Source organism: Intestinirhabdus alba (genome assembly GCF_009711095.1).
Taxonomy (GTDB): Bacteria; Pseudomonadota; Gammaproteobacteria; order Enterobacterales; family Enterobacteriaceae; genus Intestinirhabdus; species Intestinirhabdus alba.
Genome location: NZ_WMJZ01000027.1, coordinates 18,191 through 32,197 on the forward strand (window position 1 = coordinate 18,191; position 14,007 = coordinate 32,197).

Sequence of the window (14,007 nt, forward strand, 5' to 3'; positions counted from 1 at the left end):
TGTAAAGCCTCTGGTTAATAATGCGAATGCGCAGCAAGGGTATCAGAAAGTGTGCTGAATTTCTGGTGTCCCCGTCAACCTGCGCCGCGTGGCGGTGACCCGCTTCCTGCGGGTTACCGTGATAATGTCATTGACGTTAATAATGCAAAAAGGTTCTTTTGATGGCCAATAATACCACCGGATTCACCCGGATCGTTAAGGCGGCAGGCTACTCCTGGAAAGGTTTCCGCGCCGCGTGGATCAACGAGGCGGCGTTTCGTCAGGAGAGTATCGCCGTGCTGATCGGCGTGGCCATCGCCTGTTGGCTGGACGTGGACGCCATCACCCGCGTGTTGCTGATTGGTTCAGTTATGCTGGTGATGATCGTGGAAATTCTTAACAGCGCCATTGAGGCGGTGGTCGACAGGATCGGATCGGACTACCACGAGCTGTCCGGCCGCGCGAAGGACATGGGGTCGGCGGCGGTGCTGCTCTCTATTATCGTCGCGCTGATTACCTGGGGCCTCCTGCTGACGGCCCATTTTCGCTAGGGATTCCATAACCTGGTAAAACTTCCGCTCCGGACGTAGTTTATGGTTTCAAAATCACCTTTAGCTGTATATACTCACAGCATAACTGTATATACACCCAGGGGGCGGAATGAAAGCGTTAACGGCCAGGCAACAAGAGGTGTTTGATCTTATCCGGGATCACATCAGCCAGACAGGTATGCCACCGACCCGCGCGGAGATAGCGCAGCGTTTGGGGTTCCGTTCTCCGAACGCGGCCGAAGAGCATCTGAAGGCGCTGGCGCGCAAAGGCGTGATCGAGATTGTCTCCGGCGCTTCGCGCGGCATTCGGCTGCTGCATGAAGAAGAGGAAGGGCTGCCGCTGGTAGGGCGCGTGGCCGCCGGCGAGCCGCTGCTGGCGCAGCAGCATATTGAAGGCCATTACCAGGTCGATCCGTCGTTGTTCAAACCGAGCGCCGACTTCCTGCTGCGCGTCAGCGGAATGTCGATGAAGGATATCGGCATCATGGACGGCGATCTGCTGGCGGTTCACAAAACCCAGGACGTGCGCAACGGCCAGGTGGTGGTGGCGCGCATTGATGATGAAGTTACGGTCAAGCGCCTGAAAAAGCAGGGCAACAAGGTTGAACTGCTGCCGGAAAACAGCGAGTTCAAACCTATTGTGGTGGATCTGCGAGCGCAGAGCTTCTCCGTTGAAGGGCTGGCGGTTGGCGTTATTCGTAACGGCGAGTGGCTGTAATTCCCGGCTGTGGTTCTCCCCTGGCCGGGTAAGTCTACCGGGCCTGCATGGTGCCGGGCTGCGGTCCGGCAGCTGAAAACGCGGCACGTGGCCGCGCGACACGGCGCGTAGAGATCCTTTCGGCTGAGAAATCAGCAAAGTAAGCCAGGCTGTCTCGCGGCATCACCCGCTTAGGGAGGGCGCATCGCCCCTTTCCGTTCCTTTATGCTCTTGCCGCTTGTACGGTAGCACGCCCTGCGCTACCGTTTGTTTTTTATTCCCGCTCGGGCTTTACCACATGCCGTTTTTTACCCATTCCGACAGAGCGCTCTGGCGTCTCGCCCTGCCGATGATCTTCTCTAACATCAGCGTTCCCCTGCTGGGGCTGGTGGATACGGCGGCGATCGGCCACCTCGACAGCCCCGTCTATCTGGGCGGCGTGGCGGTTGGCGCTACGGCGACCAGCTTTCTTTTTATGCTGCTGCTGTTTTTACGCATGAGCACCACCGGCCTGACGGCGCAGGCGTTTGGCGCGCAGGACCCCCAGGCGCTGGCGCGGGCGCTGGTTCAGCCGCTGATGCTGGCGCTGGGGGCGGGTATTCTCATTGTGCTGCTGCGCACGCCGCTTATCGACCTCGCTCTGCATATCGTCGGTGGCGGTGAGGCGGTGCTGGAGCAGGCCAGGCGCTTTCTTGAAATACGCTGGCTAAGCGCCCCCGCGTCGCTGGCTAATCTGGTGCTGCTCGGCTGGCTGCTGGGCGTACAGTACGCCCGCGCGCCGGTGATTCTGCTGGTGGTTGGCAACCTTCTTAATATCCTGCTCGACCTGTGGCTGGTCATCGGGCTGCAGATGAATGTGCAGGGGGCCGCGCTGGCGACGGTGGTGGCCGAATTGGTTACCTTTTTTATTGGGCTGCTGATGGTGCGCAAGGTTCTGCGCCTGCGCGGCGTGTCTTCCGGAATGCTCAGGCAGGCCTGGCGGGGGCAATTTCGCCGCCTGCTGGCGCTTAACCGCGATATTATGCTGCGTTCGCTGCTGCTACAGCTCTGCTTTGGCGCTTTAACCGTGCTCGGTGCCCGGCTGGGAGGCGATATCATCGCGGTAAACGCCGTGCTGATGACGCTGCTGACCTTTACCGCCTATGCGCTGGACGGTTTCGCTTACGCCGTGGAGGCGCACTCCGGCCAGGCCTACGGTGCGCGGGACGAGGGCCAGCTGCTGGACGCCTGGCGGGCGGCCTGCCGTCAGGCGGGGCTGGTGGCGCTGCTCTTTTCCCTGACCTATGCGCTGGCGGGAGGACAAATTGTGGCGCTACTCACCTCGCTGCCGGAGATCCAGCGGTTGGCGGAGCGTTATCTTATCTGGCAGGTGATTCTGCCGCTGGTGGGGGTCTGGTGCTATCTGCTGGACGGTATGTTTATTGGTGCCACCCGCGCGGCGGAAATGCGTAACGGTATGGCGGTCGCTGCCGCCGGGTTTGCGCTGACCGCTCTCACCCTGCCGCTGCTGGGCAACCATGGACTCTGGCTGGCGCTGGTCGTTTTCATGGCGCTGCGCGGGCTTTCCCTGGCGTGGATCTGGCGTCGCCACTGGCGCAACGGCAGCTGGTTTTCCTGAACGAAACGGTTAAATATTCTGAATAACAGCGTGAATGCGGAATCACTGTCTACACTTAACCCTACGTCCGGCAGAAAAGATAGCGAAACCGGACGAGATCTTATCGCTGTTCACAGCCTAACGAAGAGGACTTTATGATGAATAAAGACGAAGCCGGTGGTAACTGGAAACAATTCAAAGGTAAAGTGAAAGAGCAGTGGGGCAAACTGACCGACGATGATATGACGGTCATCGAAGGCAAACGCGATCAGCTGGTGGGTAAAATCCAGGAGCGCTACGGTTATCAGAAAGATCGGGCGGAGAAAGAGGTCGGCGACTGGGAAACCCGTAACGACTACCGCTGGTAAGCCTCTCTTCCGCTGCGGATACAGGGATGTACTGCCGCCCGCCGCCGCGCTCGTCTAGCGCGGCTTTTTCTTTATCTGAATGCTGTGGTCGTGCTGGCATCTTCCTGGATGGCGACACGTTTCTACTTCCACGCACCTGGGGCAAAGCCCGTGCGCTTCTATCACGTTATGCCGCAGAGCAAACCCCATTCTGGCCGCCAGCCCGTGCAGAATATCCTCCACGCCGCCGGCGCTCTCTTCCTTTACCGACCCGCAGCGATCGCAGATAAACATTGCCGAGGTATGGGTTGGCTGATCGAAAAGATGGCACAACACATAGCTGTTGGTCGATTCCACCTTATGCACAAACCCCTGCTCCAGCAGAAAGTCGAGGGCGCGGTAAACCGTGGGCGGCTTGGCCTGCGGCTCGGCCTCCCGCAGCAGGTCGAGCAGATCGTAGGCGCTGATCGCGCCTTCCTGCAGGCTCATCAGGCGCAGCACTTCAAGGCGCTGTGGGGTTAACCGCACATTGCGTTGCGCGCAGAGTTTTTCAGCTTGCGCTAAAAGCTCTGACGTGGTGGTTTTTGCCATCTGGTCCCCGGATTGCGTGGAATAGGAAAGAGGCCACTTTACCATGTTCTGCCAAAAACGCCGAGATCGCGGAAGAAGGGCCTGCTGCAGGCGGTTTTTCTGCGCATATCCGGCGACGTCAGAAAGGGCGACGTGATCTTGATAAACACCAACCGGCCAGCGCCCTGAGAGATTGCGTCCGCACTGATCGCCCGTTATAGGCGGTTTTCAGATCTTCCCAGTCGAATCCACGCTGTTTCGCCCCTTCCTGATTGCGATCGCCTTCAATCAGCACCACCGGCATGTTCGCCACCTGTGCGAAGTTGCGCGCGGGCGGCCAGCGTCGATTTAGACGGGTCAAAGCCTTCATCGTCGCGGCGACCCAACAGCTTCCAGAGGAATTCTATTAGCGTGGTTTTACCGCTGCCCGGTTCGCCAACGATTTCCAGAAACGGGAAACTCTTGTGCTCATCCCCGCTTTATCGTTATCCAGCGCCCAGATCGGCAGGGGACGCTTTTTATCTGTGAACTGTGCGGCCAGTTGGCTTAACGCCTGTGCCGGGTAGTTGTTGCAGGTCATCAGGGAAACGGCGGCGATGCTGTGGTGGTGTAGTGCGATGGCGTCAAAAATGCCTTCAACCAAGCCATATTTCCTGCTGTTCTTCCAGCTTTAGCGCCGGCAGTTACCACCATAGCCAGCTATAAGCACCGTGGAAATTGGCTTTGCGATCGCCGAAGCGCTGCGGGCGGTCGATGATCCGTTCCCACCATACGCTGTCAGCTAACTGAAAACGCACCGTGGTTGAGCCGATATCGCGCCGCGCGTCGTAATAGTTCTCCTGACGATAACAGCCCCGGTTATCAGGCAAACACCACTTTCAGGCTGCCCGGTGTCCGGCGCGGTTTTCCTACCACGATCTGCACATCGCGCCCTAAGCGGGTCAGACATTCCAGCATTTTGGCTTCGCTGATGCCCCGGAACTGTCCACGTAGCATATTGGACAGTTTGGGTTGCGTCATCCCCAGCAGTTTTGCTGCTTGTTCCTGCGTCAGGCGACGGCTTTTAATGATGTTGCCAATAATGGTGGCAAGCTGGGCTTTTACCAGCATTTCTTCGGCATCGTCTCTGCCAATGTCGGCATAAACGTTGCCGCTGCTGACTTCAATATCATGGCTCATATTATGCTCCTTTGGCATGGCTTTCTGCGGCTTTCAGCCGTTCGCGTATTTTGTCCATATCGGGCTTCGGCGTGGCAATTCCCGATGAAGACTTTTTCTGGAATACGTGCAAAACATAAACGGCATCACCGAACTTAACGGTATACACTGCGCGATAAGTATCACCGAGAAAGTCTTCTACCACCTCAAGTACGCCAGCTCCACCAAACCCCTTCAGTGGCTTGGTCTGAGGATGCTTACCGCCTGCCTGTGCCAAATGCAGGGCATAGCCGAAAATATCCTGTACATCTTCGGGCAATGACTGGAGGTCTTTCTTGCTGCTACCAACCCAATATAGTGGCTTCATCCGCGTTATCCATGCGTTAAATTATACCTATATGGGTATGATTTAACATGGCTAATGGTCAATGTATAGTCAAGCGGGATGGGGAATATATTGAATAAATTCATGTAGATGGCGGTCCATTCAGTGCTACGTTCCAGCCTGTCCATATGCTTTTCCGCTTCTTCCAGCAGGTCTTTTACATCGTGATGGTACTCCGTGCCATCGGCCCGATCCAACAGGGCGTCCTGGAAGTCGTAAAAGGCTTCGCGCAGAGCAGCTTGTGTGGTCCGCAGTGTTTCCAGTCTGGCGTTGATGTTGTTCATTATGCCGCCTTCATGCCGGTAGGGGTCAACATATAGTGGCCCCAGTGGGTTTTCTTCATGTAACCGGCCAGTTCCATCTGCGTCACAATAAATTCCGCGTTAACCATCTCCACGTCAGCGTAGTCGGCCAGATCGCGCAGCGGCCATGTACTGCGGAGGCTGGCTTTAGTCATTGCGTCCCTGATGAGTCGTACGGAGTCTGTCATTGGGCGGGATCTGGTGGTCTGAATGGTCATGGTGTAATGCTATTTGCGCTGTTGCTGGCCAGCGTAGCGATCTACTTTTTCGTTTTTTTGTGCAGCGTAGTGAATTTGTTATGCAGGGTTTTGGGGAAAAGTTCGGTGTATACCTGCCTGAGCACTGGCCGGTAACCTGTGCGACTTCCTCAATGCTGAAGCTGGCCTCAAATAGCCGACTGGCCCCTTCTCGTCGCATATCGTGGTAACGTAAATCCTGAATACCCAGCGCATTACGCACACGCTGGAAGCCTGCGGTAACCGAGCGGGAATTATAGGGGAATATGAGTTCATCGGTTTTTGGCTGACGCTGTACTATTTCCCACGCTTCTCCCAGCAGAGGAACCAGCATATGGTTGCCCGTTTTTTTGCGCGGATCTTTACGGTCGCGGGCGAGAACAGCGTGCTGTTGTTCGTCGATATCTTCCCAACGCAGTTTGCAAACCTTCCCGATCCGCATACAGCTCAAAATAGAGAAGTTCAGAATGTCACCATAAGGGATTTTAGCCTCGCGGTGTTCACTACGTTTACGCAATCCGGCGAGCATTCTGTCCAGTTCATCGTTAATGGGTCTGCGGCTGCGGCGTTGGGATTTGCCGATAAGCCCCATTTCAATGAGTCGTGGGTGCGCTTCATAAGCTGGATTTCCACTGTAGTTGATATCATAAACGGGCCTGGCGGTAGCCAGAACGGAGGAAAGGTAGCTGACATCGTGGCTGACAGTAGCAGGGCCTGCGCCAGCACCGTTCCGGTGGCAGCAATGTTCAATAACATGTGCAGTGGAGAGTTCAGACAGGATGATACCGGCGATGTGGCAGTTGACCAGCATATCCAGTACGTAACGTTTAGTACGACCAGCTTTGCCGCCGAGGTTAGGATCGCTAATGTAGCGCTTTATTAACTCACCTACGGTGATTTTACTGGCATCATCGTCTCTTGGGAGGGCCATTTTCTTCCGGTTCGGCAACACGCCTGGCTCCTCATGTCTTGGCTAACGCCAGTTTTCCAAACGTCTGGTTTTCCCGGTAGATATACTTACCTTTTTCCCTGATGCCGACGAGACCTCAATGAGCCACCAGCACGGGCGTTTCTCTATGCTATAGTAGGCCCTATTCCATTTCATTCGCTTCCGTTGACACCCATTCACCCGGGGCCGTCAGGGGGTCGGGACTGCCAAAATTCGCTAAAAGTTTAAACATGCAGCAAAATAAAGAACCGCAAAACGCATCACAGACCAGCGTGATACCTGAGAAATCAGCCCTATACCCCGCCCACCGTTTCTCCGTCGCCCCGATGCTCGACTGGACCGACAGACATTGCCGCTATTTTTTGCGCCTGCTGTCCCGCCAGACCCTGCTCTACACCGAAATGGTCACGACCGGGGCGATCGTTCACGGCAAAGGCGATTATCTGGCCTATAGCGAGGAAGAGCATCCGGTGGCCCTGCAGCTTGGCGGCAGCGATCCGTCTCAGCTTGCGCAGTGCGCGAAGCTGGCGGAAGAGCGCGGCTATGACGAGATCAACCTTAACGTCGGCTGCCCGTCGGACCGCGTCCAGAACGGCATGTTTGGTGCCTGTCTGATGGGCAACGCCCCGCTGGTGGCGGAGTGCGTGAAGGCCATGCGTGATGCGGTGTCGATTCCGGTCACCGTCAAAACCCGTATTGGCATTGACGATCGGGACAGCTACGCCTTTCTCTGCGATTTTATCGAGACCGTTTCCGTCAGCGGCGGCTGTGAGGCGTTTATTATCCACGCGCGCAAGGCCTGGCTTTCAGGGCTAAGTCCAAAGGAAAACCGGGAAATACCGCCGCTGGACTATCCGCGCGTATACCAGCTGAAGCGCGATTTTTCGCATCTGACGATGTCGATCAACGGCGGCATCAGATCGCTGGAGGAAGCGAAAGCGCATCTGCAGCATATGGACGGGGTGATGGTGGGGCGCGAGGCCTATCAGAATCCGGGAATGCTGGCCGCCGTTGACCGCGAAATCTTCGGTACGGCGAGCGCCGGTGCCGATCCGGTTGCCGTGGTGCGGGCGATGTACCCCTATATAGAAGGCGAACTTAGCCGGGGAACATATCTTGGGCACATTACCCGACATATGCTCGGCCTGTTCCAGGGGATTCCGGGCGCGCGCCAGTGGCGTCGCTATCTGAGTGAAAATGCGCACAAGGCCGGGGCCGATATCAAGGTGCTGGAAGAGGCGCTGAAGCGGGTGGCGGATAAGCGTTAACGTTTCGCTAAAACCTGGTCAATTACGCCACACGCCGCGCCGATTCGTCATGTTTTTGTTTTAAAATTAATATATTAATTCTGGCACGTTTTTTGTAAGACTCCCGGCAAGGCGTCCTTTTCCGGGAGAATACAATGCTGGAGCTTCTTTTCGTACTGGGTTTTTTTGTCATGCTCACCGTGACCGGCGTGTCGCTGTTGAGAATTTTGTTGGCGCTGGTTGTGGCAACCGCAGTGATGTTTCTGGGCGGTATGGTGGCCCTGATGTTCAAGCTGCTGCCCTGGCTGCTGCTGGCGGTCGTTGTCGCGTGGGTGATTAAGGCGCTGAAAAAGCCAAAAATAGTAAAATATCAGCGGGATAGCCGCTGGCGTTATTAGGGCCACTGTCGAACGCTCAGGCACTTACTCTGCCTGCCGGTGAATCATAAAAAGCCGCGGCGCTCTCCTGAACAGATGACAAAGCGCGGGGCGTTTTAGCGCGTCGCCGTGTGTTTTTCAGGCGCTCACATCAACGTATAGCCCTGCGCACGCCGCTGAGGCGTGGCGGGCAGAAAGGCGTAGCGCCTACCCCGGCCGTCGAATAAAGCGCTTCAGGCTCAGGAGGGAATTAACAGGCTCGATCCCTGAGTCTGCCGGCTCTCCAGCGTCTCATGCGCGCGGCGGGCGTCCTGCAGCGCAAACTTCTGGCTTTCGGGCACCTCTACCTTAATTACGCCGCTGGCAATTAGCGAAAACAGCTCGTTGCTGGCTTCGGTCAGCTCGTCCCGGTTGGTGACGTAGCCCTGCAGGGAAGGGCGCGTGACGTACAGCGAACCTTTCTGGTTCAGAATGCCTAAATTCACCCCGGTCACCGGCCCAGAAGCATTGCCGAAGCTGACCATCAGGCCACGCCGCTGCAGGCAGTCCAGCGAGGCCTCCCAGGTGTCTTTGCCTACGGAGTCATAAACCACCCGCACCTTTTTCCCGCCGGTTATCGCCTTTACGCGCTCAGCGATGCTCTCCTCGCGGTAGTTAATCACCTGCCAGGCCCCGGCATCCAGCGCCCGCTGCGCCTTTTGCGCGCTGCCGACGGTGCCGATCAGCTTCGCTCCCAGCGCCTTCGCCCACTGGCAGGCGATCAGCCCGACGCCGCCCGCGGCCGCATGAAACAGGAACGGCTCGTCGGGCTGAATTTCATAAGTTTTGCGCAGCAGATAAAAGACCGTCAGCCCTTTCAGAAAGGAGGCGGCGGCCTGCTCAAAAGAGATGGCGGCAGGTAAAATCGCCGCCTTATCGGCCGGGACGTTATGCACTGAGCTATAGGCCCCCAGAGCGGACTGGGCATAGACCACCCGGTCCCCGGCTTTGATATGGGTAACGCCGCGGCCAACCCGGCTTACGACGCCCGCCGCCTCTGTTCCCAGTCCGCTGGGCAGCGCGGGAGGCGGGTAAAGTCCATTGCGGATATAGGTGTCGATATAGTTAAGGCCGATCGCTTTGTTCTCAACCTGGATCTCATTCTCTGCCGGATCGGCCGGCGTGAAGTCTATCGCCTGCAGCACTTCAGGGCCGCCGTGCCGATGAAATTCAATTCGTGTAGCCATGCTTCCTCCAGAAAGAAATGTGGTAATCTTTCGACCCAATCATTATCTCGGTAACCCCATTCACTATGGCAGGAAATAAACCCTTCAACAAACAACAGACTGACGTCCGTGACCGCGATCCGCAGGTTGCCGGGCTGAAAGTGCCGCCGCACTCGATTGAAGCGGAACAGTCGGTGTTGGGCGGTTTAATGCTGGATAACGAACGCTGGGACGACGTCGCCGAGCGGGTGGTGGCGGATGATTTTTATACCCGTCCGCACCGGCACATCTTTACGGAGATGGGGCGGCTGCAGGAGGGCGGTAGCCCGATTGACCTGATTACGCTGGCGGAGTCGCTGGAGCGCCAGGGGCAGCTGGACAGCGTCGGCGGGTTCGCCTATCTGGCGGAGCTGTCGAAAAACACCCCCAGCGCGGCGAACATTAGCGCCTATGCCGACATCGTGCGGGAACGCGCCGTGGTGCGCGAGATGATCTCCGTTGCCAACGAGATTGCCGAAGCCGGCTTCGATCCGCAGGGGCGCACCAGCGAAGATCTGCTCGACCTCGCCGAATCGCGGGTGTTCAAAATTGCCGAAAGCCGGGCCAATAAGGACGAGGGGCCGAAAAATATCGCCGAGGTGCTCGACGCCACCGTGGCGCGTATTGAGCAGCTTTTCCAGCAGCCCCACGACGGCGTCACCGGCGTTAACACGGGCTATGACGATCTGAACAAAAAAACCGCTGGCCTGCAGCCTTCGGATCTGATTATTGTTGCGGCGCGCCCCTCGATGGGGAAAACCACCTTTGCGATGAACCTTGTCGAGAACGCGGCGATGCTACAGGATAAGCCGGTGCTGGTTTTCAGCCTTGAGATGCCCTCCGAGCAGATTATGATGCGTTCTCTGGCGTCGCTGTCGCGGGTGGATCAGACGCGCATTCGTACCGGCCAGTTGGACGATGAGGACTGGGCGCGCATCTCCGGCACCATGGGAATTCTGCTGGAAAAACGTAACATCTATATCGATGACTCCTCCGGTCTGACGCCGACGGAGGTGCGCTCCCGCGCCCGCCGCATCGCCCGCGAGCACGGCGGCATCGGTCTGATCATGATCGACTACCTGCAGCTGATGCGCGTGCCCTCTCTGACCGATAACCGTACGCTGGAGATCGCTGAAATATCCCGCTCGCTAAAGGCGCTGGCCAAAGAGCTTAGCGTGCCGGTGGTGGCGCTGTCGCAGCTTAACCGCTCGCTGGAGCAGCGCGCCGATAAGCGCCCGGTAAACTCCGACCTGCGTGAGTCCGGCTCTATCGAGCAGGACGCCGACTTGATTATGTTTATCTATCGTGATGAGGTGTATCACGAAAACAGCGATCTGAAGGGCATTGCGGAAATCATCATTGGTAAGCAGCGTAACGGCCCTATCGGCACGGTTAGGCTGACCTTTAACGGACAATGGTCGCGCTTTGATAACTATGCCGGCCCGCAGTACGACGACGAATAAATAATTTGGCTATTTTATTTGCGATTTTGGGATTGGGCAGTGCTCGCCATCCTCACGTACTTCAGTACGCTCCGGTGGCTGCGCGCTGGCCGCACCCAAACTCGCTGCAACAATAACGCCAAATTTGAGAAAAATAATTCAAGGAATTCAAATGCAAGCGGCAACAGTCGTGATTAATCGCCGCGCTCTGCGACACAATCTGCAACGTCTGCGAGAACTGGCACCTGCCAGCAGGCTGATTGCGGTGGTGAAAGCGAACGCATATGGACACGGCCTCCTGGAGAGCGCGCGAACGCTCTCCGATGCGGACGCTTTTGGCGTCGCGCGTCTTGAAGAGGCCCTGCGCCTGCGGGCGGGCGGCATCTTGCAGCCCGTTCTGCTGCTGGAGGGCTTTTTTGAAGCCGCCGATCTGGCGATTATCGCCGCCCAGCGTCTGCACACCGCCGTGCATAATCAGGAGCAGCTGGCGGCGCTGGAAGCGGCCAGCCTGGAGGAGCCGGTTACCGTATGGATGAAGCTGGATACCGGTATGCATCGGCTGGGCGTGCGTCCTGAAGAGGCCGGGGAATTTTATCAGCGTCTGACCCGCTGTAAGAACGTGCGTCAGCCGGTCAATATCATCAGCCACTTTGCCCGCGCCGACGAGCCGGAGTGCGACGCAACCGGAAAGCAGCTTGCCGTGTTCAACGCTTTTTGTGAAGGCAAGCCGGGGCTGCGCTCTATCGCCGCCTCCGGCGGCATTCTGCTGTGGCCGCAGTCGCATTTCGACTGGGCGCGGCCGGGGATTATTCTTTATGGCGTCTCGCCGCTGGATGGCGGCTCCACGGGGGCCGACTTTGGCTGCCGTCCGGTAATGTCGCTGACCTCCAGCCTGATCGCCGTGCGTGAACACAAGGCCGGCGAGCCGGTGGGCTACGGCGGGACGTGGATCAGCGACCGTGATACCCGCCTTGGCGTGGTGGCGATGGGCTACGGTGACGGCTACCCGCGCGCGGCACCCTCCGGCACGCCGGTGCTGGTGAATGGCCGCGAGGTGCCGATCGTTGGCCGGGTGGCGATGGATATGATTTGCGTCGATTTAGGCCCCGGCGCGCAGGATAACACCGGCGATCCGGTCATTCTATGGGGTGACGGACTGCCGGTAGAGCGCATCGCTGAAATAACAAAAGTAAGCGCTTACGAACTCATCACCCGCCTGACGTCAAGAGTGGCGATGCAATACGTGGAGTAACGCCCCGTTTCGCAGAAGGAATATGCCGCCGTCTGGCCTGCGCTGGCTGAAGGGCCACCACGATGCGCTGTTCCCCCTGTGTACCTCCCCGGAGGTCGGGCGCGCTATGACGTCCGGCGGCGCTTCCTTTCTGCGCATTCACCTTCCGCTATCCGTAAGCGTTATGTAAATTCTCCACCATCGGGGCGTCAGCCCGGCGCAAACAAGCGCTCGATTTTCATCCGCTTCCGGTTTATTGTGTTTTCTGTTCCTGTCTGTAAATCTGGAGAACCACCGCGTGTTTCAAAAAGTTGACGCCTACGCTGGCGACCCCATTCTTTCGCTAATGGAGCGATTCAAAGACGATCCGCGCAGCGACAAAGTAAATCTCAGTATCGGTCTCTATTACAACGAAGAGGGCATTGTTCCGCAGCTTAAGGCCGTTGCGGAAGCGCAATCCCGGCTTAACGCCGCCGCGCGCGGCGCGTCGCTGTATCTGCCGATGGAGGGGCTGAATACTTACCGTCAGGCCATTGCGCCGCTGCTGTTTGGTGACGATCATCCGCTTCTTCGCCAGCAGCGGGTTGCCACAATTCAGACGCTGGGCGGCTCTGGCGCGCTGAAGATCGGGGCTGACTTTCTGAAGCGCTATTTTCCGGATTCCGGGGTGTGGGTCAGCGATCCCACCTGGGAAAACCACGTGGCGATTTTCCAGGGGGCCGGTTTTGAAGTAAGCACTTACCCCTGGTACGACGCCGCGACCAACGGCGTGCGGGTAAACGATCTACTGGCCACCCTCAGCACTCTGCCGCCGCGCAGTATCGTGCTGCTTCATCCCTGCTGCCATAATCCGACCGGCGCGGATCTGACCCACGCGCAGTGGGACGCGGTGATTGAGATCCTGAAGGCGCGTGAGCTGATCCCGTTCCTCGATATCGCCTACCAGGGCTTCGGGGCGGGTATGGAGGATGACGCTTATGCCATCCGCGCGATTGCCAGCGCCGGGCTGCCCGCGCTCATCAGCAACTCGTTTTCGAAAATCTTCTCTCTGTACGGCGAGCGGGTCGGCGGGCTGTCGGTGGTGTGCGAAGATGCCGCAACCGCCGGGCGCGTGCTGGGTCAGATGAAAGCCGCGGTGCGTCGTATCTATTCCAGCCCGCCAAACTACGGCGCGCAGCTGGTGGCGGCAGTGCTCGGTGACCCGGCGCTGAAGGCCACCTGGCTGGCGGAAGTTGAGGCGATGCGTATCCGGATTCAGACGATGCGTCAGGCGCTGGTTGAGGTACTGAATGCCGAAATCCCGGCGCGTAACTTTGACTACCTGCTGCTTCAGCGCGGTATGTTCAGCTATACCGGCCTGAGCGCCGCTCAGGTCGACCGGCTGCGCGATGAGTTTGGCATTTATCTGCTCGCCAGCGGGCGTATGTGCGTGGCCGGGCTAAACCTGGGCAACGTCCAGCGCGTGGCGCAGGCGTTTGCTGCGGTAATGTAAGCGGCGGCCAGCCCGCTCCGTAAGGGGCGCGCTGGCCGGGCACCCACCCCGCGACGCTCGCTGAACCGGCGTCCGTTCACTGGGTTTCGGTTGCGCAAATTCAGCCCAGCCTAAAGACGCCGCCTGCGGCTTTTGTTGAAAAGCAGCACAAAATCAGGCTGCCGCCTTTTACCTTTTACGGACTTGCTGCAAACTTAACGAAA

General features: G+C 57.9%; 19 protein-coding genes and 1 pseudogene. 10 read left to right on the forward strand and 10 right to left on the reverse strand.

Features of this window, described 5'->3' with window-relative positions; genetic code table 11:
- Positions 1-161: 161 nt before the first annotated feature.
- The 4 genes from GJV78_RS17165 to GJV78_RS17180 all read left to right on the forward strand — a co-directional run bounded on the left by GJV78_RS17165 (position 162) and on the right by GJV78_RS17180 (position 3,192).
- Positions 162-530: a diacylglycerol kinase gene (locus tag GJV78_RS17165; RefSeq protein ID WP_155109494.1), complete on the forward strand. Its 369-nt coding sequence runs from the start codon at positions 162-164 to the stop codon at positions 528-530.
- A 109-nt stretch (positions 531-639) separates the two neighbouring features.
- Positions 640-1,248, forward strand: coding sequence for a transcriptional repressor LexA (gene lexA, locus GJV78_RS17170; RefSeq protein WP_155109495.1), 609 nt, complete (start codon positions 640-642; stop codon positions 1,246-1,248).
- Positions 1,249-1,525: 277 nt separating this feature from the next.
- Entirely contained in the window at positions 1,526-2,845 is a 1,320-nt protein-coding gene (gene dinF / locus GJV78_RS17175) for an MATE family efflux transporter DinF (RefSeq protein WP_155109496.1), read from the forward strand.
- 137 nt (positions 2,846-2,982) lie between these two features.
- Positions 2,983-3,192 carry a CsbD family protein gene (locus GJV78_RS17180; protein ID WP_155109529.1) on the forward strand — a complete coding sequence of 70 codons (210 nt, stop codon included), beginning with the start codon at positions 2,983-2,985 and terminating at the stop codon, positions 3,190-3,192.
- Between the two features lie 54 nt (positions 3,193-3,246).
- Here the strand turns inward: GJV78_RS17180 and zur are convergent, their stop codons facing one another.
- The 9 genes and pseudogenes from zur to GJV78_RS17220 all read right to left on the reverse strand — a co-directional run bounded on the left by zur (position 3,247) and on the right by GJV78_RS17220 (position 6,856).
- Positions 3,247-3,762: a zinc uptake transcriptional repressor Zur gene (zur, locus tag GJV78_RS17185; RefSeq protein ID WP_155109497.1), complete on the reverse strand. Its 516-nt coding sequence runs from the start codon at positions 3,760-3,762 to the stop codon at positions 3,247-3,249.
- A 118-nt stretch (positions 3,763-3,880) separates the two neighbouring features.
- Positions 3,881-4,045 (reverse strand): hypothetical protein, encoded by a 165-nt coding sequence (locus tag GJV78_RS24150; protein WP_407929063.1) that lies wholly within the window; start codon positions 4,043-4,045, stop codon positions 3,881-3,883.
- A gap of 102 nt (positions 4,046-4,147) precedes the next feature.
- A complete protein-coding gene (locus GJV78_RS24155; RefSeq protein WP_209439264.1) occupies positions 4,148-4,384 on the reverse strand; it encodes a toprim domain-containing protein in 237 nt (78 codons plus the stop codon).
- 40 nt (positions 4,385-4,424) lie between these two features.
- On the reverse strand, positions 4,425-4,610 hold the full coding sequence (locus GJV78_RS24160; RefSeq protein WP_209439265.1) for a hypothetical protein: 186 nt from the start codon (positions 4,608-4,610) through the stop codon (positions 4,425-4,427).
- Positions 4,603-4,920, reverse strand: coding sequence for a helix-turn-helix domain-containing protein (locus tag GJV78_RS17200; RefSeq protein WP_155109498.1), 318 nt, complete (start codon positions 4,918-4,920; stop codon positions 4,603-4,605). Before GJV78_RS17200 ends, GJV78_RS24160 begins: the two co-directional genes overlap by 8 nt.
- A 1-nt stretch (position 4,921) precedes the next feature.
- Positions 4,922-5,266, reverse strand: a complete 345-nt coding sequence (locus GJV78_RS17205; protein ID WP_155109499.1) for a type II toxin-antitoxin system RelE/ParE family toxin — start codon at positions 5,264-5,266, stop codon at positions 4,922-4,924.
- A gap of 5 nt (positions 5,267-5,271) precedes the next feature.
- Positions 5,272-5,568 carry a hypothetical protein gene (locus GJV78_RS17210; RefSeq protein WP_155109500.1) on the reverse strand — a complete coding sequence of 99 codons (297 nt, stop codon included), beginning with the start codon at positions 5,566-5,568 and terminating at the stop codon, positions 5,272-5,274.
- Complete coding sequence (locus GJV78_RS17215; protein ID WP_230979173.1) at positions 5,568-5,741, reverse strand: hypothetical protein; 174 nt, start codon at positions 5,739-5,741, stop codon at positions 5,568-5,570. Before GJV78_RS17215 ends, GJV78_RS17210 begins: the two co-directional genes overlap by 1 nt.
- Positions 5,742-5,845: 104 nt before the next feature.
- Positions 5,846-6,856: pseudogene (locus GJV78_RS17220) on the reverse strand (tyrosine-type recombinase/integrase).
- Positions 6,857-7,001: 145 nt separating this feature from the next.
- Between GJV78_RS17220 and dusA the strand changes: the two are divergent.
- Positions 7,002-8,039 (forward strand): tRNA dihydrouridine(20/20a) synthase DusA, encoded by a 1,038-nt coding sequence (gene dusA, locus GJV78_RS17225; protein ID WP_155109502.1) that lies wholly within the window; start codon positions 7,002-7,004, stop codon positions 8,037-8,039.
- A gap of 134 nt (positions 8,040-8,173) precedes the next feature.
- Positions 8,174-8,416, forward strand: a complete 243-nt coding sequence (pspG, locus tag GJV78_RS17230; protein ID WP_155109503.1) for an envelope stress response protein PspG — start codon at positions 8,174-8,176, stop codon at positions 8,414-8,416.
- A gap of 218 nt (positions 8,417-8,634) precedes the next feature.
- Here pspG and GJV78_RS17235 read toward each other — a convergent pair whose 3' ends face one another.
- On the reverse strand, positions 8,635-9,621 hold the full coding sequence (locus tag GJV78_RS17235) for a quinone oxidoreductase (protein WP_155109504.1): 987 nt from the start codon (positions 9,619-9,621) through the stop codon (positions 8,635-8,637).
- A gap of 65 nt (positions 9,622-9,686) precedes the next feature.
- On the opposite strand from GJV78_RS17235, the gene dnaB reads away from it, so the two are divergent.
- The 4 genes from dnaB (at position 9,687) to tyrB (ending at position 13,804) form a co-directional block, all read left to right on the forward strand.
- Positions 9,687-11,102 (forward strand): replicative DNA helicase, encoded by a 1,416-nt coding sequence (gene dnaB / locus GJV78_RS17240; protein WP_155109505.1) that lies wholly within the window; start codon positions 9,687-9,689, stop codon positions 11,100-11,102.
- A gap of 151 nt (positions 11,103-11,253) precedes the next feature.
- Complete coding sequence (gene alr / locus GJV78_RS17245; protein ID WP_155109506.1) at positions 11,254-12,333, forward strand: alanine racemase; 1,080 nt, start codon at positions 11,254-11,256, stop codon at positions 12,331-12,333.
- A 22-nt stretch (positions 12,334-12,355) separates the two neighbouring features.
- On the forward strand, positions 12,356-12,502 hold the full coding sequence (locus tag GJV78_RS23340) for a hypothetical protein (RefSeq protein ID WP_155109507.1): 147 nt from the start codon (positions 12,356-12,358) through the stop codon (positions 12,500-12,502).
- 108 nt (positions 12,503-12,610) lie between these two features.
- Positions 12,611-13,804: an aromatic amino acid transaminase gene (gene tyrB, locus GJV78_RS17255; RefSeq protein ID WP_167519623.1), complete on the forward strand. Its 1,194-nt coding sequence runs from the start codon at positions 12,611-12,613 to the stop codon at positions 13,802-13,804.
- The last annotated feature ends 203 nt before the right edge of the window (positions 13,805-14,007 follow it).